Below are 22,080 nucleotides of genomic sequence, written 5' to 3' on the forward strand. Positions count from 1 at the left end.
GATCCTATCTCAACCCCTGCATCTTCTTTGTAAAACGTCCATTGATTGGCTTCGCCCAAAGGATAATCAAATTCTTCTTTAGACGTTTTCACAATCACATAATCGTCAATACTTTGTTGCTCACCGAAATAAATTTCCGGCCTGTCTAATTTAATATCGGCATGAACATCCGGAGGAATGTTTTTAATGAAAAATTCCGGCTGTCCTTCCTGCGTGACAACGTTCACCGGGCTCATCACAATTCCGTGACCATGCGTATAGACAAATGTTTTGTTAATCCAGTTATCAGTGCCGCCGGTCTTTGCCAAATTAAGTTCACGCGCAGCCAGCATGACCTGGCGGTATTCATTATTAATGCGATAGCGGTCAACGTCAATATCCGAAAAATTGTAATACGGACGGATTTCCTGAAGCTGCGAATATGCATCTCGTAGCGGACGATAATCCCACAACGTCACATTTTTGATCGTCAGATCGTTCGCTGCAATATCACCTGATGTCAGATTGAGAGCATAATTAAAATCGCGTTCTTCGATCTGATCCAATTCATACGCCCGACGCGTCTGTTTGATATTTTCAAGTATATACGGCTTTTCTTTTTCCAGCATGTTCGGTGTGACCACGAGCTTTTGAATAACGGCCGGATAAGCTTTGAGCAGGATAACTGCGGCAACGATTTGAAATAGTACCGCACCGAAGCATAACTTCCACACGCCTCGAAAAGCACCGGCCAAAGCCAGTCCCATCGCGATCAGCGCTACCGCCATCATAATCTTATAACCGACCAGTAGCGCGTTCACGTCGGCGTAGCTCGCACCGACAACGATGCCGTTATCGTTATACAACACATCAAATGATGCAAAATGATAATCGAAAATATATAGGCCGAAAAACAAGCTGATCAGAATCATCAGATGGCGTTTCGCTGCAGCTCCGAAATCGAATCCTTGCGGCTGCATCAGGATCGAGCCTTTAAAAACATACACGGCGCCGGTAGCCAAAATACTGATCACTACCAGCGCGAACAACCAATTGATTGTCGATTGATAGAAAGATAATTCATATACGTAAAAACCGACGTCCTTGGAAAATACCGCGTCTACTTCGCCAAATTTTTCGTTGTTCATGAATTGCAGTACGCGCATCCAATTCGACGCCGGACCGGCAGACATCACGTACGAAATAAACAGCAGAACTCCGAAATAAATCAATTTTGCCGGTTTGGTCAAAGCGCGGATTTGCTGCTGAAACATCGAACCCATGACGGACGAAAAAGCAGGCTGAACTCGCGCAGCAATCCATACATTCACGCCGATAATAACCCAGAATACAAGGAAGTAAACTATTCCCACTACATATTCCGTCGTATACATCGTCCAGAACGTTTCTTCATAATTCATTGAACGGTACCATAATAATTCGCTGTAAAAATCGACGAATGATCGAATTAAAATGATCGCCAAAACTGCGACGACAATCAGTGCAATAAATTTTTTCACTTTCAATATCTCCTATTTGAAAGTTCTGTTAAAAATATCTTTTTTAGTAAAAGCCCGGTCATTAAAAAGATCGAGCAGTGTATAGGCGGCACGCACACGTACCATCATATCGTCATCATTGCGAAGGCGGTCGTATAACACCGGAATAATCTTTGAACTCACAAGCTTTTCGTCTTCGATCTTTCCCAATCCGGCAATCGCCACCGAACGCATGGAATATTCATCATCTTTAATGAACGTCATCAAATCGTTCAACATCGCTTTGCCTTTTAAGGTCGCGAGAACTCCGACAGCAATTTCCCGTACGGACGATGAACGGTCATCAAGCGCTGCCGTGTAAAGATCAATGGATGTCGTATCGCGTAAACTCCCCAAAGCACCGATGGCGGCGATCCGAATCCACTCGCTTGAATCAGCCATCTGATCCCGCAGCAATGTAATGATTTTCGAACGTGCTGTTTCATCCTTGATATCGCCGAGCGTCAGCATGATGGAACTTTTCAATCCGTCATCCGGCGTGTTGAAGTCTTTTAATAAAACTTCCAATGCCATGTCCTCGTCGGTCGCTAATAATTTCTCAGCTGCTTTCGCCCGCACATCTGGTGAACGATCGTTGATCATGGATTTCAGCATTCGATTGGCTTCGGTTGTATTTAATTTACCCAATGCTTCTGCCGTTTTTGAGCGAACGTAATCGGAAGGATCGGTCATAAAATTTTGTAAAAATCCCACGGCTCCGGACGGTTTAATTTCACCAATAATCTGCACAATGGAGACACGGACCTGAAACGCCGGGTGAGCCGATGCCGCACGGATGAACTCCGTCCCCGAACGATCGTTCATTTTCAGTAGCGCCAGTCCAGCCTTGGCCTTGAGCGATAATTTGTCCCTCGCAATTTCATCTCTGTCGTATAATAACGTATCGGCCTGAATGCTGTCGGCTTCCACTATCGCACGTTTAAAAATGCGGATCATCGTACTATCATCATATAAATCGCTCATTTTCGCAAGACCGGTTATCACCGTCTCGCGAATTTGAAAATCATTGGAATAAAAATAGGCATGTAAAGCCTGAAATGCCGCGGTATCGTGCAGTTGCGACAATGTATAAACATAGGTCCGCACGACTGACGGACGCCCTTTAAAATCGATCGCCTGCATCGTTTCCACGGCCGTCCGGTTGCCGATTCGCCCCAAAGTCAGAATAGTCGAGTTTTTAACGAAATCACTCTTATCTTTGAGGCCAAGATCAAAGGTTTGCCAACAATATTTGATAATCGTCGGTCGCGGAGGCAACGACGATTGATCTGGAAATTTTTTACAGCCCGCGGTCAATGCTATCAACATTAGAAGTGCAAATTTTTTCATGTTTTTTCCCTACATATTTCTAATTTTTATTATAATGTAATCAATATCGAAAACCTATTTCCGTCGTTATCTGCACGAAAGTCGCCGGCAGTCATGTCCGGTGATACTGGAGTTTTTTGAAATTTTATCTTAAAAATGAGGAAAACAGAGGCGATTTAATAAACTTGCAAATCGAAACTAAATTATATATACTATCGCGCAAAAAAATTTGCTTTTCTCAAGCCCTTGGGTGCTACTTCTGCCTTGAAGTTGTGAACAAAGTAAACCAATTCAAATAAAAAGTCAATTTGGATTTAGCCAATGATTCGAGCCGGTCAGGTGCAAAGTAAACCGTCAGCAGGATTATCGGAAGAACCAACCGATACTCCTCAATTGCTGGTTATTGACGATGATGACGACAGTCTGTCGATCCTGAAAATGGTTTTCAAAAAAGAAGGCTATCAGGTCGATCTGGCTAATGACGGCGTTGAAGGTTTGAAATTATTGAAGGCCAAACATCACGACGTAGTTATCAGTGATGTGATGATGCCGAAAATGGACGGTTTTAAATTCTGCGAAGAAGTCCGCAGCGATCCGGCTATTCAGTCCACTCCCATCATTTTAATAACGGCAAAAAAAGAAACGATTGATAAAATTACCGGTCTTGAGAAGGGCGCCGATGATTATATCACGAAGCCCTACAACCTGATCGAATTGCGCGCGCGTATTCTTGCCATGTTGAGAATGAAACGCCTCCGCGACGAACTCACCGCTCAACAAAAAGAACTCGAGCGCATTAAAACGCTCGAAGAAACATTACTGGCCATCTCCCATAATATTAATAATGCAATCGCCCCGATTTTCGGACGCGCGCAAATATGCTCGCCCGATGATACTGAAAGCGTCGAGAAACTTGTCGAAGCTTCTCTCGAAGGATGCCGTAAAGTAAAAGAAACGATGGAACTGCTGGAAAAAGTTATCGGTGCTATGAAAAATTCATCGAATCAATCGCAATTTCTCTCGATTCAGGAATTATTGGCTCATTTACGCGAAAAAGGTCAGGCATAAAAAAATCGCACCCGGCTGATCACCTCAGAATCAGTTTCAACTAAAAAAACCTTAACATCTTATGTCAGTTCCTGAAAATAAACCTTCCAATGTCCTCGAATTCGCCGGTCGCGTGCCGCCACAAGCGCTTGAAGTCGAAGAAGCTATCCTAGGCTCCCTTTTGATCGATGAAACAGCGCTGACCAAGGTTGCTGATTTTCTTGATGAATCATGCTTCTATAAAGAAGCGCATCGGATTATTTATGCTGCAATGTTAAAATTATATCAGGCCGCTCAACCGATCGATCTGATTACAGTGACGGAAGAACTAAAAAAAGAAAATCAATTAGAAAGAATCGGCGGCAGTTACTTCCTCACCGGACTCACGCAAAAAGTTCCCAGCGCATCCAACATCGTTCATTATTCTCAAATTGTCCTCGATAAATCCCGCTTGCGTAAATTGATCAATGTTGGCAGCCAGATCGTGACCATGGCATTCCAGGAAACCGAAGACGCGAGCGAATTGATCGACAGCGTTGAGCAACAGATTTTCAAAATTTCCCAAGACAAAAGCACGCAAGGTTTCACAGCGTTAAACCCGATTCTCCATAAAGCGTTCGAACAAATTGAAAGCTTCCATCACAAACCCGGCGGCGTAACGGGCGTTACATCCGGATTTAAATCGTTGGATAGCATGACAAGCGGATTCCAAAACTCTGATCTTGTCATCGTGGCCGGACGCCCCAGCATGGGTAAAACTGCACTCGTACTCTCCATTGCCCGTAATGTCGCTGTTGATGCTAAAAAACCTGTTGGCTTTTTCAGTCTTGAAATGTCCTCCCTGCAATTGGTCATGCGTTTATTATGTGCCGAAGCGCAGGTGGATGCACATAAAGTACGCACGGGCATGCTACCGCCGAACGATTGGTCTAAATTATCCGTCAGCGTCGGAAAATTATCCAAAGCACCGATTTACATCGACGATACGCCCGGGTTGAATATTTTGGAACTTCGCGCACGTGCACGCCGGTTAAAAGCTGAAAAACAGATTGAATTGCTTGTGGTCGATTATTTGCAATTAGTTTCCGCTACGACTAAGTCCAATGCAACACGACAGGAAGAAGTTGCGGTAATATCCCGTTCGCTCAAAGCGCTCGCCAAAGAACTGGATGTCCCTATCCTGGCGCTCAGTCAGTTGTCCCGCGCTGTCGAGCAACGTGGCGGCGATAAAAAACCGATGCTATCCGATTTGCGTGATTCCGGCTCGATCGAACAAGACGCCGATCTCGTGATGTTCGTTCATCGCGAAGATTACTACGCCACTGAAAGTATGGAAAGGCAAGCCGAATTAGTTCCGGCCGATTTGATTATCGCCAAGCAGCGTAACGGTCCCGTCGGTGACGTCAAAGTCGGATTTATTAAAAAATTTGCACGGTTTGTTGAAATCGATCTGAGCCACGCACAGGAAGTTCCTCCGCCGTCCTTCCAAGACGATCAGCCATTTTAACCCATGAATAACACTCCGCTCGTCTCCGTCGTTATCCTCAACTATAACGGGATGAAATTCATCGACGCCTGTTTTACTTCACTGCGTCGTACAGTTTATTCCAATGTCGAGTGGATTATGGTCGATAATGCGTCAAAGGACGATTCAATAGCCCATGTACGAAAAAATTATCCTGAATTTAAAATCATCGAATCCGGCAGCAACCTGGGTTATACCGGCGGCAATAATCTCGGCATCCGAGCGGCCAAGGGTCAATACGTCGTATTGCTCAACAACGACATTGAAGTTGATGCGAATTGGCTGACGCATCTGGTGAACACCGCCGAAGCCGATTCACAAATTGGTGCCTTGCAGCCCAAGCTGCAATCCATGATCAACAAAGGTTTCTTCGAATATGCCGGAGCATCCGGTGGATTTATCGATCGCTGGGGATATCCTTTTTTACGAGGCAGAATTTTTGATACGATGGAATCCGATCATGGACAATACGACGACGCGTGCGACATTTTCTGGGCGAGCGGCGCTGCACTGTTTCTGCGCAAATCTGCGCTGGATACAATTGGACTTCTGGACGAAACGTTCTTCATGCACTTTGAGGAAATCGATCTGTGCTGGCGGCTTCATCGTTCCGGCTTTACGATTAAGGTCATACCGCAAGCCATCGTCTATCATTATGTCAGCGCCAGCCTGCCTGCACAGAATATAAAGAAAATGTATTGGAATCATCGGAATAGTCTCATAACGCTTTTCAAAAACTTGGATTCATCTCGTTTTGTACAAATAATTTTTATCCGGATGCTTCTGGATGGTATTTCGGCCATTTACGGTCTGTTCTCCGGGGAACCTCAGCGAGTTGTCGCCGTATTAAAAGCGCACTTCTGGATATATCGAAACTACGGACTGCTACTCCAAAAACGGCGGGAGACTTCTAAAACCGCAAAATTGCCACTGAAACATTACAGCCATTTGATTTATCCGCGCAGCATTGTTGTTGATTATTTCTTGAAGAAGAAAAAAGAGTTTCATATTTTAAATTTCTGAATTTAATTTTTTGACATTTTAACTTATTGCCATGAAAGTTTTGATTTTCGGCGCTACGGGACAATTAGGAAAAGATATCCAACGCGTTTTGAAAAAGGATTTCACGCTGGCACCGGTTACGCATGATCAGTGCGACATTACGAAGGATGCAGCAACTCAAAAATTTATTAACGAATCAAAACCGGATTGGGTGATCAATTGCGCTGCATGGACAGATGTGCCGGGATGCGAGCTTGATGACCAAAAAGCTTTCACCGTCAATGCCCTCGGAGCCAAACATGTCGCTGCCGGATGCGCCAAAGCCAAAAGTAAACTGATCCATATCAGCACCGATTACGTTTTTGACGGCAATGAAAATCAACCTTATTCTGAAACGAGCCTCTGTCGTCCTGTTAATGTATACGGTTTATCGAAATTGGCCGGAGAACACTACATTCAAATGACACATGATCAATATTTCATCATCCGAACATCCGGTTTGTACGGTATTCACCCCAATCGCGGAAAGAAAACCAATTTTGTTGAAACCATGTTGAAGCTGGCAAAAGAGCGTGACGTCGTCAAAGTTGTAGACGATGAAATTTTAACGCCGACTTTTACGTTGAACCTAGCTCAGCAGATCAAAATTTTAATGGGCATCGATCGCTACGGTATTTATCATGCCACCAATAACGGCAGTTGTTCATGGTATGAATTTACGCGTAAAATTTTTGAAATTGCCAAAATCAATACACGCCTCGAAAAAACTACCGTCAAAGAATTTGCCAGCCCGGTTAAAAGGCCTGCCTATTCCGTTTTAAAGAATTTAAACCTGCAAAACCTTGGTATTGATTTTATGAAAATGTGGGATGCGGCCTTAGAAGATTATTTTTTAGATAAAGAAAATAAATTAAAACTATAAGGAGTTAACCAATTCATGTTTGATTTTGCCAAAATGAATAAAATCGTCGGGCTGATTGTTTTTATATTGGCCTTCCTTGGATATTTTATCACAGTTTCTCCGACGGTTTCATACTGGGATTGCGGTGAGTTCGCCGCATGCGCGTATACTCTGGCGATTCCTCACCCTCCCGGATCGCCTCTATTTCTTCTGATCGGGCGTGTATTCTCCATGATACCGTTTTCGAGTATTGGTTACCCTCTTGGCCTGGCCGTCACGAATTACGATATTGCATATCGCGTCAACATGATTTCTGTACTCGCCAGTGCGTTTGCAGTATTGTTTTTATATTTAACGGCCGTTCGACTGATCATGCAATGGCGTAACCGGCCGGAAACGACTTTCGACGGTTTGAGAATTACTTTGTCGGCGGCCATCGGGGCATTGACATTTGCGTTCTCGTACAGCCAGTGGTTCAATGCTGTCGAAGCAGAAGTGTATGCCGCAAGTATTTTTTTCGCGACAATTGTTGTCTGGCTCATTACGGTCTGGCTCGAGAAACCCGATGATATTCACAGCGATGTCTATTTATTATTGATCGCTTACATGGTCGGGTTAGCCATCGGCGTGCACTTACTGAATTTGCTGGCGCTTCCGTTTATTTTCTTTCTGATCTATACTAAAAAATTTGAAATCAATTTTACGTCGCTGGTTATGTTTTCGATCATCGGGCTTCTGGCGATGGCCATCATTTATAAGGTTTTCATTTTTTACAGTGTTCAGATTCCATACGCATTGGATCAATTTGGCCTTGCCAATATTTCTGTATTTTTATTTTTCGCCTTGTTGCTTTACTTATCCTACTATTTTATAAAGGTCAACAATCACACGGCATCGCTGGTCGTTTTATCAACACTGCTTATTTTCATCGGTTACTCCACGTATGCCATGATCCTGATTCGTTCAGGTCTTAATCCCAACGTCGACCAAAACGATCCCGATACATGGACGGCTTTCATTCGCTATTTGAACCGTGAGCAATACGGCGAAATGTCGCTTTTCCCGCGCCAGGCGCCGTTCTGGGATTATCAATTCAATAAAATGTTCGTCCGTTATTTTAACTGGCAATTTATGGGTCGTCCGGATGAACAAGCACTCTCATTGATCGATCATTTACGCAACCTGATCGGATGGCGTGTGGACGCAATGCAAGATACGCAGACGGATCGGTACGGTTATGTATTCACTGTTTTTAGTTTAAGAGGCTTATATGGGCTTCCATTTTTAGTCGGACTGTTCGGAGCCGTACACCATTTCACCAAAGACTGGAAACGCGCATTAGCAACTTTTGGCTTTTTCATTACGAATGGAATCGCCGTAATCATCTATCTTAATCAACAAGATCCCCAACCACGTGAACGTGATTATGCTTATGTCGGCGCTTATTTTGCCTTTTCAATATGGATCTGTATAGGCATTTATTCGATTTTAGAAACCATTGAAGAAAAAATTGCCGACATCAAAAAGATGCAGTGGTCGACATATGGGATAGTTGCGTTGCTGGCAATTCTTTTGCCGCTGAATATGTTCGCCTATAATAGATTTACAGCAAGCCGCCAAGGCAATTACGTAGCGTGGGATTATTCGTATAATCTTCTTGAAACCTGCGAAGAAAACGCTTTGTTGTTTACGAACGGCGATAACGACACCTTCCCGCTTTGGTATTTACAGGAAGTTGAAAAAGTCCGCCCCGACATTCGGATTGTCAACCTTAGCCTTCTCAACACAGAATGGTATATTAATCAACTGAAAAATCGCGAACCTGAATACCATTTACCTGATGGAAAAATAGTTAAGGCTGCTAAAGTACCTATCGGATACAGTGATCGGGAAATTTTGGGCGATCCGAAGATTCCAAATTCTGCTATTCAACCTGTACGTTGGAAGGCACGCTCTTTTTCCATGGAAGTTGCTAAAGAAACTTACTGGAAAGATTGGGTAGAATCGGGTAACCCGTTACCGCCGAATCATGACACGATGAGTATTCCGAAAATTACATTTGAAGTCCAACCCACCATTCAAGGACAAGGCATACGCGTTCAGGATTTGATGGTGTTGGATATTTTATTTGCCAATAAATTCAAGCGCCCGATCTATTTTGCCATTACCGTCAGCGGCGATAATTATGTAGGACTGCGCCGTTATATGAGAATGGACGGATTGGCTTATAAATTAATCACGGTTCCCGACCAGGAAATGTCATCGCAACGTATTTATGAAAATTCTTTCAATAAATACAAATACCGTAATATGGATAATCCCGACGTTTCGTATGACGACAATGTGCGCCGATTGACGCAGAATTACCGGTCACTTTTCCTGCAGATGGTGGATTATTACCGTCAGAAAAAAGCAGGAGCGGCTCCGTTGCGAAATAAACACGACGACGTTTTGCCGGATGCTTTGAATGACGATCAGAAAATAGTCGCCCTATTGGAAAAAATGGAAAAAACCGTCCCCGAAACAGTTATACCTATCCGTGATTACCGGATTAAATTAACTATCGGACAATTTTACGCCGATGCCGGAAAACCTGAAAAATTGCGCGAATATATCCAACAAGTTCTCTCGGATGAAAAGCAGTACCGTTTGGATAATAATGCAAAAATCAAAATAGCCGGGCTGTATGAATTTATTCTCCATGACAACGATGCGGCGATTGAATTAATCAAACCTATTGTTGATACGGATCCACGTAATGGCGAGGCTTTAGGGTTATACATTCAGGCGCTCGAATCCAAGGGCGATTATGCGGCGGCGGCACAAGTTCTGGAGGACTGGTTGTCACGCAATCCCAATGACGTAAGCGCAAAGTCACGATTGTCGGAAATTCAGAATAAAATTAAAAAATAGCATCGTGAAGAAGTTTCTGTTTTTGTGTTTTAAAATTCTTGTGAGTGCCGGATTAATCTATTTTGCCGTTTATAAATTAGACTGGGCGGCTTTGCAGGAGCAGTGGAAACACACGGAATGGCTGTGGTTAGTGACTTCACTGGTTTTATTAACTTTGAGCTATTGTCTTGGTGCGCTGCAGTGGCAATGGATTTTGCGCATCGGGCAATTTTCCATCAGCTATTGGAAAGTGCTCGGCTATTATTACGTCGGATTATTTTTCAATAGTTTTTTGATCAGCGGAATGGGCGGCGACTTTATGCGTATTTATGATATCCAGAAACACAGCGTGGATGAAAAGAGTTTGTCCCCGGCCCTTGCATCGGTTTTTTTTGACCGTTTCTTAGGTTTATTTACATTGATTTTTTTGGCCGGACTGACCGGGGCATTTGTAATCGGCCGTGGTGAATCGCCCCGAATGTTTCTGACCATCATGCTTTTGCTCTCCGCATGGGTTTTTGTTCTGGTCGTGGTATTCAATAAAAAAATCGCCGATCGCACGATCAAACCGCTGTTTAAAATAACTCCGCCGCGTATTTATGAACGTCTTCAACGTTTATATTATGCGATGAATAGTTTCAAAACTCGGCCTGATCAGTTGATCAGGATATTCGGCATCTCTGTAGTGGTGCAATGTTTAAGGATTTTTTCCATTTGGTCGGTCGGACGCGCACTGAATGATTCGTCTTCGCTTGTATATTATATCATTTTTGTTCCTATTATTTCATTGGCAGCAAGCTTGCCTATTTCTATTGGCGGTACAGGTCCGCGCGAACAAACAGCCATTTTACTATTTAAGCGCATTGGTTTGACGCACGAACTTGCTTTTTCAATCGGTTTTATAACCTATATCGTTGGCACGATTTCCGCGTTACCCGGTGCAGTTGTCTTTTTATTAAGAAAAAGCCATTATCATTATGAGTAAATTAGTCCTGACAATTATTCTTGGCTCGATGCTGATTGCCGGTTGTGAACGAAGAAAATCTTCCGCTATCGGCGGCAATGATCAGATCATCATCATTGCCGATTCATCCAACTGGGAATTAGGTAAGGAAATATTAAAAAAAGTTTTTGAACGCACCTATTTTACGCCCCAACCGGAAACCGATTTTTATATTCAAAAAGTACCGATCTCGTTATTCGAGACATATAAAAAATATAAAAACGTCATTATGATCGGTACGCTTGATTCAGATCAACCTGTTTCCAATGCTGTCAAAGCCATGTTGAGCGAAGATGCAACCCGTGCTGTTGAAACCGGGCAATATTTTGTCTTTACGCGCAATGATGAATGGACGCTGAATCAACGGCTAATGATTTTAACAGCGCCGGCAATGGCGGATCTTAACTTGGCATTGCAAGACAATGCCGATATGGTATACGATGTTTTTAATCAGCACAAAAATGAATTGGTTTACGATTTTATATATACAACATCTTCTCCACTTGAAAACAAAGAATTGCAGAACGAACTATTCAAAAAATATGGCTGGTACATGCGAATTCACCCTGATTTCAAGCTGCTCGAGGATAAAGAAGATAGTAACTATGTTCGTTTTCACTCTCGCTCATATAGCAAAGCATTGCAACGTTGGATCAGTCTTTATTGGGTTTCTGTCAATGACAGTTCGGAAGCCGCAGAAACGTTGAGCAAATCATGGATGATTTCAACCCGTAGCAAAATTGGATCGTGGTTTTTTGAACCTGTGGTGAACGATTCAGGATATGACAACGTCCGCTTAACGATCTTCAATCATTACAATGCGTTGGAGTATACCGGCATTTGGAAAACAGCCGATATCAAAAATGCATTCGGCGGCCCTTTTAAATCTACTGCATTTTATGACGACTCGGCCAAGAAAATATTTTTTATAGACGAAGCTGTTTTTTTTCCCGAAGATAATCAAAAATTAAAATACATGCGCGAGTTGGACGTCATTATCCATACGTTCAGCCTCAGTAACCCCAATTTAAGATAAACCGTGTCGGCAACAACTCCATCAAAACGATTGTTCGAAGGTCGGATCTGGACCATTTCTAATATTTTGAGCATGAGCCGGATATTTTTTTTGCTTCCTATAATTTATTATTTACATCTTGGAACCATTGACCCGCAATATAATTTAAATGCGCTCATCCTCATGTTTATTGGCGCCCTCACGGATACACTGGATGGGCAATTAGCACGTCGATTGCATCAGGTCACCGAAGTCGGAAAAATTATCGACCCTATTGCCGACAAAATTGGTATAGCCGTTATTTTAAGTTATTTGGCTATAACCAGAAGTGATTTTCCAACCTGGTTTGTACTTTTTGCGTTTGCGCGCGATATTATTATTTTTGTGGTCGGGCTTTATGTCAAAAAAAAATACAATTACATTTTTATGTCCAACATGCTTGGGAAAATAACTGTAACGGTAATGGCTATTACAATTTTAATTTATACCGTAAAAGATCTCTATCATTTTGAAGAATTTTTCCAGTTTTGTCTTTGGGCTAGTGTAATTTTCTTAATCGCGTCATCGGCATCATACGCTATACGATTGGCCTCATTTATTGGAGAGCAACAGACATGACCTATAAATAAATTATTGATTGTCTCTTAAAAAATAACTAAAATCGAAATGTCCCTCCACGACCTTGTCTTTGAAATAACCGATCTCAGAGGTTCTCATGTTTGCTGCTAAAATTAAAGAATTAGCGGGTGATCTTCGCCGTATTCATGTCGATCTTAAATCGATGGAAGTCGAACTTAACCCGAATATTTCAGAAGAGCGCGAAGTTGATATTGATAAAGTTTTGGAAGATTTGAATGTTTTTAAACTTAACGCAACATACTTGCGTCTGAAAGTCAATGAAATGGCCAAATCTTCTCAGATTGATTTCACTGAAATCCGCAAAGAAATCCATTATTACGTAACTTATCTTAAACATTCCGCCGATACTTTTGACGAAATTGGTAATAGTTTGACTTATGGTGGCCGAAGCGGTGATGAAGCGGCCATTCAAAAAATGGGTGAAGAAATCTGGATACTTCAGCGTCATTTGTACGATATGAACGCGCACCTTGATTTGATTAACTCTAAACTCGGAAAGAAACCCTAATCGAATATGGAAGACAAAAACTATATGAAGCAGAGTAAAAAAGTGCAAATTGCCAGCGAGAGTGCCGTTAAGGTTACTTCTAAGCGCGTTACCGATTCCATGGCGATTGTAGAAATCGAAGACAAGCTTATGACGGAAGAACATATCCAGATGCTCACAAGTGCCGTAAAAGAATTGATCAGCGGCGATATGAAAGACATCGTAATCGATCTTTCAAAAATTAAACGCATCAACAGTTCCGGGTTAGGAAGCCTTATTTCGGTTTATACGGCCATTCGTAACAAAGGCGGGAACTTAAAAATCGGCGGACTCAACGAATTTGTAAAAAATGTTCTGAACATCACTAAATTGATTGAAGTTTTTGAAATATATCCAACCCAAGAAGATGCGGTTAAGGCTTTTGCAGGCAAATAGCCTTTTTCATCTGTATGGATAAAACTGAAACCTCCCTACTTTAAGCAGATTTCCACTACATTTAAATATTTTATCGAATCTAATCTTTTCAGCAAACTCCACGTACGAATTCATCACATCATCCCCACCCTTTTAGTTCACACCGCCCTAAATATATCTTATTGTATCAAAACGGAAGGTAAATCTTATAAATTAGACCCTTTTGTCTATTGTATCGCTTCACTTTCCCAGTTATCGTTATCAAATGCCTTCCTAATCTTTACGTAAATACACTGAAAAATAATTTTTACCCTCAATGATGTTGCTGGCTAGAATTACTTTTTTGCACGGCACAGTTCTTGTATTACAGACTTCCTCAAAATGTGCCGTTATGTGTATTCAATCATTCTATTCACATGTACATTTCTCTAAGAAATTTAATAGTAAACAGATTGCACAAGGAAACTTTGACGTGGAAAGGAATTGAACTGGTTCAAGGTATATTTTTTGTATTTAATTATTTTTTGTACTATCGGATCAGGAAGAACAACAGTAGCATTAGAGAACTGAATATTGAGTTAGTAAGTTATTGTAACTTACGGTGCACCATGTGCTCACTGGATCACGATAAGCCCAAACAAAGAATGTCACCCGAAATTCTAGGTAAGATTTTAGATAATCTTCTGACCGACCGGCGTTTTGAATCAATAGAGGTTATCAATCTTCATAACGCGGGCGAAGCGCTTCTTCACCCAGAAATTATCAAGATGCTGCAAATCATTTCAAATTACAGAAAAAAAGCCCACCTAACTCGTCAATCATTTCCACAAGTTTTTTTACTAACCAATGGAATCCCATTAACGAAAGAAAAGGCGTCTGAAATTCTGAAATTAAATGTTATCGACAAAATGCGTTTCAGCATGGATGGTGGAACACCGGAAAAATTTGAGGAAATGCGTACGCGGGCAAAATGGGAGACATTCAGCAATAACGTAAAAACGTTCATTTCTTTAAATAATCAAAATAACGGACAACGTGTTAGTACGCAAATTATCTCAGTCATCGAACCTGACCGCGTTTTAAATACCAATTGGATGGATAAAGAGTTCAGGGAAATTTTATCGCTGGTAGATGAATATGAATTGAGGCATCCGCACGACTGGGCAGGAGAAGTGGATATCAAACTCAATCGAAAAAAACATAAACCTCATAAGATCGGCTGTGGCCTACTTATGCATCAGTTAGTAGTATTGCCAAATGGAGATGTCACTGTCTGTTGCGCTGATCTTAATTCGCGTGGTGTTATCGGCAACATATTAGAAAAAGAGTTATTCGAAATTTATCGATCTGAAAAACGACTACTATGGATTAAAGCTCACTTAAAAAGAAAAAAAGTAAACGTTGAATTGTGCAAAGATTGTGAGACTCATTGAAAAATTCTGCTATGACTGTTACCAAAAGCGTCTACCACACGGATAGCTATCTTTGTTTTGTTGGATTTCTTAAAGGCACTCGATTTTAAATTCAGAGACCTTTTTGATTTCGTACGAAAATCTCTCCAATCACCTCTAAAGCCTTCCATTGGATTAAAATCAAAATCAACCGCCCAATAATCAACGATCTCTTGCCAACGTTTTACAGATATCTTTTTATGAGTATTCTTAATAAAATCTGTTAATTCAGCAAAACACTGTCCGTTTTTTGTAAAAATTCCGCATTCAAAACCAATCATTGAAGTTTCAGGCATCTCGCCTATCCTCAGCAGTTTCATTCCGTCACTTTTTAATGGCATCGTCCTCTTGAAAGCGGTGTGCACGGCCAATGCGCTTTGATCACACCCTATCCACTGACGACCGAGCTGCTGAGCCGCAGCCAAGGTGGACCCTGATCCGCAAAAAAAATCTGCAATTAAATCATTTTTCCCGGTTGTCAATTCAATCAGTAATTTTAAAAGACCTTCGGGTTTTTGTGTAGGATAATCAAGGCGTTCTTTTGAAAGATTAAGCACTGGGCGCGTATTATATTTTTCGATTTTGTCCCCACGGACAACGTTGATTTCCCCTTCAAGCACATCGCGCAATAAAGTATCTACATAAATTCGGCCTTGCAGATCGACTTTGGACCCCATAAAACTTTTTTGCAGATATTGACGTTCTTTTAAAGGGCGGATTTTAAATTTCTTCGACTTGCGAAACAACAGAATCGAATCGTGTTTCCTTGGAAGCGATTCGGTTTTTGAAACGCCTCCGGAACGGTACGACCAGATGATCTCATTGACAAAATTTTCACTACCGAAAATTTCATCCAGTATCAACCGTATTTTTGAATTAAGCCTCCAGTCGCAATGAAACAACAGGCAGCCGTCGTCGGTCAGTAGTCGGTGCATGAGCTTCAATCTCGTATAAATCATTGAAAGATAGCTTTCATGCGAGCCATTCCATTTGTCCCGATAAGCCAATTCTTTAATCGTTTTCTTTTTTTCGCCAACTTGTACCGTCATGTAAAAATTATTGCCAACTTCAAACGGCGGATCGATATAAATCATCTTAATGCCGCCTGCTTTTTCAACGATTTTGTGCGTGGGCCCAAATGATAATGCCGACAATACTTGCAAATTGTCACCGTGGATCAACCATTGAATGCTGTTTTGACGGCTGCCAACGATTTCAATAGTCTGAATATCATGAATTTTAGAATAAATTTCTTCACTACGATCAGACCAGCGTAATTGGACGAAAGGTTTTTCTTTTTTCTGCACAGTGTTACCGAATTTTTTATTTAAAAATAAAAATCCTTCAGAATATTTCCAATAAGATATTCCAAAGGATTTTTTTTTTGAATAATTCAGCTATACATGAATTCAAGCTTGGGTGGCGGTACCGGTATCGGAATCTTTAGCAAATATTTTTTTAACCCATTCACCGACCTTCTCCGTTTTTTCTTCAAGCCATGAATACGTGGTCGGTACGATCACCAAAGTTAAAAACGTTGAAACCATGAGACCGAAAACAATCGCTACTCCTAACGAGCGCCAAAAATCACTGCTTTCCGCGCCTATAATAAAATGAAATTCCCTCCAGTCGAAATCAATTCCAGAAGCCAGGGGCAGAATGCCAAGAATCGTCGTTCCGGCGGTAAGCATAACCGGGCGTAGCCTCGTACGGCCCGCTTCGGCCAATGCTTCATCTAATGACATACCACTACCACGCAAATGCTTGGTAAAGTCCAGCAATACAATTGCATTTTTAACGACAATTCCGGCCAGTGAAATGACCCCAACTCCCGTCATGATGACACCAAATGGCGTACCGGTTACAAGTAATCCGATGAAAACTCCTATCAATGAAAGCAGTACAGAAACCATGATCACTAAGGGCACTTTGATTGAATTGAATTCTGATACCATAACCAAAAATATCAGGAGAATCGTAATGATAAGCGTTCTGAACAAAAATGCAGCCGCTTTGTCCATTTCTTCGTTTTCGCCGGTATATTCTATGCGGTAACCATTTGGTAATGGATATTTCGATAATTTTTCCTGAACATCTTTCAGAACGTCATTGGCCAGTCGCCCCTGTGCATCCCCGGTAATTGTAATCACTCGTTTCAGGTCTTTACGCCGAATATTCGAAACACCACTGCTATGAATGACGGTCGCAACTGAAATCAACGGAACGGACAAAAGTTTGCCTTTATTATTCATGAACGTGATATTCAGATTTTCAAGATCGCGGGGCGTGTTTCGTTGATCCTCTCTCAGCCGAACGGTGATTTTATATTCATCTTCGCCGACACGATATTTGGATGCTTCAGTACCATTCACGGCTGTACGAACGGCCATGGCAATTTGAGCCGTATTCATTTCCAATAGAGCGGCTTTTTCACGATCGACAATAACCTGAATTTCAGGCTTGCCGGCATCGTAGTCGTCTTTTAAATCGACTAAACCTGAAACACTTCGAATTTCATCTTGAATTTGCGCTGATAATTTTGCCAGAGATGCAAAATCATCGCCGGAAACTTCAATACTTACCGGCGCGCCAACCGGTGGACCATTCTCTTGCGCAGCAACTTTTATTTCAGCTCCCGCAATTCCCTTAGCCGCTTCGCGAGCATTTTCTAAAGTCAGGAATGAATCTTGTTTTCGTTTGAGTTTTTCATAAAAATTGATGGACACTTGAGCCTTATTCGGTGTTCCCTGCCCGCCCATATCAAAAGGATCTTCGGAAGTACCAACATTGGATACTACAAATTCCATATCCTCCACACCTTTAACTCGGCGTAATCTATCTTCAATCATTAAAGAAATTTCATTGGTCGTTTCCAGTGGAGTTCCGGCAGGCATAGAAATATTAACAATAACTTGATTGGGCTGTGTTTCTGGAAAAAATTCAATACCTTTGCTGAATTTTATAAATATTCCAGTCACAAGCATCAAGAGAATACCGGCTCCAAATACCGTACACGTTTTATAAGAGACGCCAAATCTTTGTCCGAAAATTGTAAAATCAATCAGCGGTTTAGTAGACAAAGTCCATCGTAAAGTTTTGACATACACTTCCTGTGCACGCGGAAAAAAATGCGTGTCGACATAGTGGTAGATCCGGCTAAATGGATTATAATGTGCCCACCAGTGTTTCTTGTCCATAGCGTATTTCAGCTGATTCATTTCTTTGTGATAGTCGATGAATTGTGCGCCCTGCGTCGGACTGATCACGTACGCTGTAAAAAGCGATGCGCTCATCATCACGATAAGTGTCAGCGGCAAATACGACATAAAATCCCCGATCACGCCCGGCCAAAACAACATGGGCAAAAATCCCGAAATCGTCGTGAACGTCGACGTAGCAACCGGAACAGCAACTTCGCTCGTAGCATCTTTCGCCGCCTGAATCGGATTTTTTCCATACTCGTGCTGATGCCTGTAGATATTTTCAATTACTACAATTGCATCATCGACCAAAATTCCCAAAACAAGAACAAGCGTGAAGAGAACGACAAAATTTAAGGTAATACCCATTAAACTCAGCACGATAAAACCAATCAACATCGACAACGGAATGGATGTACTAATCAGAAACGAATTTTTCATGCCGAAAAACATAAATAGAACCATTACGACTAGAAACATGCCTGTCATGACGCTGTTTTCAAGTTCTTTGACGGAACGGCGGATTTCAATCGACATATCGTTAGTGATATTGACAGTCAAGCCTGGTGGAAAAGTAGCTTTTTCTTCAGTCAGAATTTTTTTGACTTCATCTGCAATGTTGATCAGGTTTTCGCCCGCGCGCTTTTTAACTGTCAGAGTCAAAACCGGTTGACTATTGAGTCGGCTGTAAGTGAGCCGATCTTCAAAGGCATAATCGACCGTCGCTACATCCCGAATATAAATCGGATAACCGTTACGCATTTTTACAATAATATTTTCGATAGGTTTGGGAGTGGCGAATTCACCGGGAATGCGTAAACTATATTCCGTCGTACCATTGTCAATCGCACCACCAGGGGTTGTCAGGTTTTCGCCGCGAATCGCATTGACCACATCATCGAATCCAATTTCGTAGCCTTTCAGACGATTCACATCACAATTGATCTGAACTTCCGGCTCGAGGCTTCCGGTAATTTCAGCACTCAATACGCCCGGCACTGCTTCGATTTTGTCCTGAATATTCTCGGCAATTTTTTTCATTCGTGCTAAGCCTAACTCGCCGCCGAACGTGACAAACATGATCGGAAATTCGCTGAAGTTGATCTCACTGATGACAGGCTCTAAAATATCAGTCGGTAATTTGGGTTTCGTCTGATTAACTTTATCGCGTACACGCCGGAGCGCTTCGTCAATGTCAACTTCCGTCTCGAATTCTATCCTGATCGTCGAAAGCCCTTCTTTCGAGGATGAAGTAATTTCTTTGACGTCTTTGAGCGACTTTAATTCTTTTTCCAGAGGTTGTGTCACAAGACCTTCCACATCCGAAGGACTAACACCAACATACGGTACGGAAACGATAACCAACGGGATGGATATATCCGGTGCTGCCTCGCGTGGCAAACCGCTATAAGACATTGAACCTAAAAGAACAATTATAAAAATCAGGATATAAACCGTGACTTTATTATCAACTGCTAAATTCCAAAGCTTCATCGCATTCTATTCCTGAATTTTGATTTTTTGATTGTGAATGACATTCTGATAACCGACTGTGATCAATTCTTCCCCTTCGGCAAGACCATTAAGAACACGAACCCGGTGATTATCAGTTCCTCCGATTTGCACAACACGCTCTTCGGCAATTCCGTTTTTAGCAACATATACGACCAACCGTCCCATATCGATTTGTTGAATATAATCCTGTGAAATCAAAATCGCTTTTGATGCTGTAGCTAGTTGTAAATTAACTATAGCAGTCATTTGTGGTTTTAACTTGCTCTGAATGTTATTGAAATAAACCTCAACAGGAATGGTCCTGTTATCAGCATTGACGGCTGATCCGACAAAACTGATTTTTCCTTTGAACGCGTCTCCCGGATAGGCATCGACGGTAAATTCAACTTCAAGACCCATTCGCAGAGTTTTGGCATGACGTTCCGGTACGCCCACCATCACTTTCATTCGATTCATGTCAATCACTTGTGCCACCGGTTGACCAATGACAGCCAATTCTCCGGCATCAACATACCGGTCATTCAAAGTTCCGTCTATCGGGCTTACTATTTCAGTTTTGTCCAATCTTAGTTTTGCGAGATCAGCCTGAGCTTTAGCCGCATCGCGCTGAAATTCAAGATTTTTCAACTGAAGTTCTGAAATAGCTTGCTCTTCGAACGCCGATTTTTGTTTAAGGTAATTAACATCGGCCATATTATAATTCGCCATTGCAGCATCGTAAGCCGATTTGATGGCGGCATCATCGATTTTGGCCAATACCTGATTCTTCTGGACGTACGAACCTTTGGTTGCCCGCCATTCAACAATACGTCCGCTTTCTTCTGCAGGAACGATGATATTATCCATGGATTCAATGACACCGGTTAACTTGATCGTTTCCGCAAATTCAGTGGCTGTTACTTTTTCCGTTTTCACAAATACAACCGCTTCCTTTTCAACGACTTTCTCCGAAGACGATCCGGCATTTGATGAATTACACGATATGACGTAGACTGCAAAAACCAATAAGAATCCTGATAGTATTAAATTCCTCATAGCTTCACCATTACTAATTTTGAGTGGGATTGTGATAACTTAAAATTTCTTCGAGATCAACCCGCGTGATCATGTAATCATACACGGCCTGAATACGGTTGAGGCGCGCCTGCAACAAAGCCAAATCGGCGTCATTGACTTCTAATTGCGTACCTGAACCGGTTTTATAACGTGTGTTTGCAATTTTATAACTTTTTTCGGCCAATTCTACAGTACGCCCCTGACTCATCACACGTTTGTACGCTTCTTCGAGACGAAGCGCAATACTTTGTAAAGTTGTTTTAATGCTTTCTCTGGTATAACGGACCTGTTGCTCTACTTTAAGTTCATCAATTTTCGCCTGGTAAACCCGCGCCGAAGTTTGAAATCCATTGAATAGATTAATACTCAATGACAAACCAACCTGCGACGTCCCGACAAAATCTTTTTGCCGGAAATCGAATGTATTTTTTTGAGCTTGCCATTGATAATTACCAAATGCCGATATCGTAGGAAGAAACTCGGAACGGCGTATAGAAGCAATTTCACGATTTACCTGCTTCTGATATTGCAGTGCATGAAGATTGGCATTGTTTTCTACAGCTGTTTGTGCATTCAGTAATGTACTGTCAACTTCCTGAAGTGTTAAATCGCCTTTGACTTGAACGTTCGTGTCGGCATCAATTCCTAAAAGAATTTTCAGTGCATTTGTGACAACCAAAACGTTTTGTTCCGCCTCAATAACGCGCGGCCGGATATTTTCGACTTGAACTTCAGCGCGAATCAGGTCGTAATCGGAAACTATGCCTTGCTGATTTAAAATTTTTACATTCCTAAAATTTTCTTCAGTATTAGACATGCTGGCTTTTGTTGTTTCATATATCTGTTGTGAAAGCAATACCTGATAAAAAGCTTTTTTTACATTCGATACGGTCCGGTTGTATTCAGCGCGGTATAATTCACGGGAAGATTTTTGATAAATTCTGGCTGTGCCAACGCCGGTAAAAACCGCCGAATTAAACAATATCTGGGTTGCCGTAAATCCAACAGCAATGGAATTATCCGAACCGATCTCGATTGGCGTAACTTCTCCGCTACTCGGGTTATCAAAGTCCGGTAGAAAAAATAC

The 22,080-nt window shown here is 41.9% G+C and carries 17 protein-coding genes; 11 read left to right on the forward strand and 6 right to left on the reverse strand.

What is annotated here, in order from left to right:
* On the reverse strand, positions 1-1,499 hold a 1,499-nt coding region (locus K1X84_13180), incomplete at its 3' end, for a UPF0182 family protein (protein ID MBX7152588.1).
* A 12-nt stretch (positions 1,500-1,511) separates the two neighbouring features.
* The gene (locus K1X84_13185; GenBank protein MBX7152589.1) at positions 1,512-2,867 is read right to left on the reverse strand and encodes a HEAT repeat domain-containing protein; all 1,356 of its coding nucleotides are present in this window, start codon (positions 2,865-2,867) and stop codon (positions 1,512-1,514) included.
* A 300-nt stretch (positions 2,868-3,167) separates the two neighbouring features.
* Between K1X84_13185 and K1X84_13190 the strand changes: the two genes are divergently transcribed.
* From K1X84_13190 to K1X84_13240, 11 genes are all read left to right on the forward strand, one after another.
* On the forward strand, positions 3,168-3,914 hold the full coding sequence (locus tag K1X84_13190) for a response regulator (protein ID MBX7152590.1): 747 nt from the start codon (positions 3,168-3,170) through the stop codon (positions 3,912-3,914).
* Positions 3,915-3,975: 61 nt separating this feature from the next.
* On the forward strand, positions 3,976-5,400 hold the full coding sequence (dnaB, locus tag K1X84_13195) for a replicative DNA helicase (protein MBX7152591.1): 1,425 nt from the start codon (positions 3,976-3,978) through the stop codon (positions 5,398-5,400).
* 3 nt (positions 5,401-5,403) lie between these two features.
* On the forward strand, positions 5,404-6,441 hold the full coding sequence (locus K1X84_13200; GenBank protein MBX7152592.1) for a glycosyltransferase family 2 protein: 1,038 nt from the start codon (positions 5,404-5,406) through the stop codon (positions 6,439-6,441).
* 31 nt (positions 6,442-6,472) lie between these two features.
* Complete coding sequence (gene rfbD, locus K1X84_13205) at positions 6,473-7,342, forward strand: dTDP-4-dehydrorhamnose reductase (protein MBX7152593.1); 870 nt, start codon at positions 6,473-6,475, stop codon at positions 7,340-7,342.
* Between the two features lie 15 nt (positions 7,343-7,357).
* Positions 7,358-10,234, forward strand: a complete 2,877-nt coding sequence (locus K1X84_13210) for a DUF2723 domain-containing protein (GenBank protein MBX7152594.1) — start codon at positions 7,358-7,360, stop codon at positions 10,232-10,234.
* Between the two features lie 4 nt (positions 10,235-10,238).
* Complete coding sequence (locus K1X84_13215; GenBank protein MBX7152595.1) at positions 10,239-11,198, forward strand: flippase-like domain-containing protein; 960 nt, start codon at positions 10,239-10,241, stop codon at positions 11,196-11,198.
* The gene (locus tag K1X84_13220) at positions 11,191-12,252 is read left to right on the forward strand and encodes a DUF4837 family protein (GenBank protein MBX7152596.1); all 1,062 of its coding nucleotides are present in this window, start codon (positions 11,191-11,193) and stop codon (positions 12,250-12,252) included. Before K1X84_13215 ends, K1X84_13220 begins: the two co-directional genes overlap by 8 nt.
* Before the next feature lie 90 nt (positions 12,253-12,342).
* Complete coding sequence (locus K1X84_13225) at positions 12,343-12,849, forward strand: CDP-alcohol phosphatidyltransferase family protein (protein MBX7152597.1); 507 nt, start codon at positions 12,343-12,345, stop codon at positions 12,847-12,849.
* A 97-nt stretch (positions 12,850-12,946) separates the two neighbouring features.
* Positions 12,947-13,378: a hypothetical protein gene (locus K1X84_13230; protein MBX7152598.1), complete on the forward strand. Its 432-nt coding sequence runs from the start codon at positions 12,947-12,949 to the stop codon at positions 13,376-13,378.
* Between the two features lie 24 nt (positions 13,379-13,402).
* Positions 13,403-13,792: an STAS domain-containing protein gene (locus tag K1X84_13235; GenBank protein MBX7152599.1), complete on the forward strand. Its 390-nt coding sequence runs from the start codon at positions 13,403-13,405 to the stop codon at positions 13,790-13,792.
* A 587-nt stretch (positions 13,793-14,379) separates the two neighbouring features.
* Positions 14,380-15,204, forward strand: a complete 825-nt coding sequence (locus K1X84_13240; protein MBX7152600.1) for an SPASM domain-containing protein — start codon at positions 14,380-14,382, stop codon at positions 15,202-15,204.
* On the opposite strand, the gene K1X84_13245 is transcribed toward K1X84_13240, so the two are convergent.
* From K1X84_13245 to K1X84_13260, 4 genes are all read right to left on the reverse strand, one after another.
* On the reverse strand, positions 15,198-16,529 hold the full coding sequence (locus tag K1X84_13245; protein ID MBX7152601.1) for a site-specific DNA-methyltransferase: 1,332 nt from the start codon (positions 16,527-16,529) through the stop codon (positions 15,198-15,200). The two genes, K1X84_13240 and K1X84_13245, sit on opposite strands and share 7 nt — an antisense overlap.
* 102 nt (positions 16,530-16,631) lie before the next feature.
* A complete protein-coding gene (locus K1X84_13250) occupies positions 16,632-19,916 on the reverse strand; it encodes an efflux RND transporter permease subunit (GenBank protein MBX7152602.1) in 3,285 nt (1,094 codons plus the stop codon).
* Between the two features lie 6 nt (positions 19,917-19,922).
* Positions 19,923-20,972 (reverse strand): efflux RND transporter periplasmic adaptor subunit, encoded by a 1,050-nt coding sequence (locus K1X84_13255; protein ID MBX7152603.1) that lies wholly within the window; start codon positions 20,970-20,972, stop codon positions 19,923-19,925.
* A gap of 13 nt (positions 20,973-20,985) precedes the next feature.
* On the reverse strand, positions 20,986-22,080 hold a 1,095-nt coding region (locus tag K1X84_13260), incomplete at its 5' end, for a TolC family protein (GenBank protein MBX7152604.1).

It is taken from the genome of bacterium, assembly GCA_019695335.1.
Classification (GTDB): Bacteria; CLD3; CLD3; order SB21; family SB21; genus JABWBZ01.

Bases quoted from the DNA above. Each gene is read 5' to 3' on its own strand.
- K1X84_13240 (MBX7152600.1), top strand. From the start codon at position 14,380: ATGTGCTCACTGGATCACGATAAGCCCAAACAAAGAATGTCACCCGAA.
- K1X84_13185 (MBX7152589.1), bottom strand. From the start codon at position 2,867: ATGAAAAAATTTGCACTTCTAATGTTGATAGCATTGACCGCGGGCTGT.
- dnaB (MBX7152591.1), top strand. From the start codon at position 3,976: ATGTCAGTTCCTGAAAATAAACCTTCCAATGTCCTCGAATTCGCCGGT.
- K1X84_13190 (MBX7152590.1), top strand. From the start codon at position 3,168: ATGATTCGAGCCGGTCAGGTGCAAAGTAAACCGTCAGCAGGATTATCG.
- K1X84_13200 (MBX7152592.1), top strand. From the start codon at position 5,404: ATGAATAACACTCCGCTCGTCTCCGTCGTTATCCTCAACTATAACGGG.
- K1X84_13230 (MBX7152598.1), top strand. From the start codon at position 12,947: ATGTTTGCTGCTAAAATTAAAGAATTAGCGGGTGATCTTCGCCGTATT.
- K1X84_13220 (MBX7152596.1), top strand. From the start codon at position 11,191: ATGAGTAAATTAGTCCTGACAATTATTCTTGGCTCGATGCTGATTGCC.
- K1X84_13210 (MBX7152594.1), top strand. From the start codon at position 7,358: ATGTTTGATTTTGCCAAAATGAATAAAATCGTCGGGCTGATTGTTTTT.
- K1X84_13255 (MBX7152603.1), bottom strand. From the start codon at position 20,972: ATGAGGAATTTAATACTATCAGGATTCTTATTGGTTTTTGCAGTCTAC.
- rfbD (MBX7152593.1), top strand. From the start codon at position 6,473: ATGAAAGTTTTGATTTTCGGCGCTACGGGACAATTAGGAAAAGATATC.
- K1X84_13250 (MBX7152602.1), bottom strand. From the start codon at position 19,916: ATGAAGCTTTGGAATTTAGCAGTTGATAATAAAGTCACGGTTTATATC.
- K1X84_13235 (MBX7152599.1), top strand. From the start codon at position 13,403: ATGAAGCAGAGTAAAAAAGTGCAAATTGCCAGCGAGAGTGCCGTTAAG.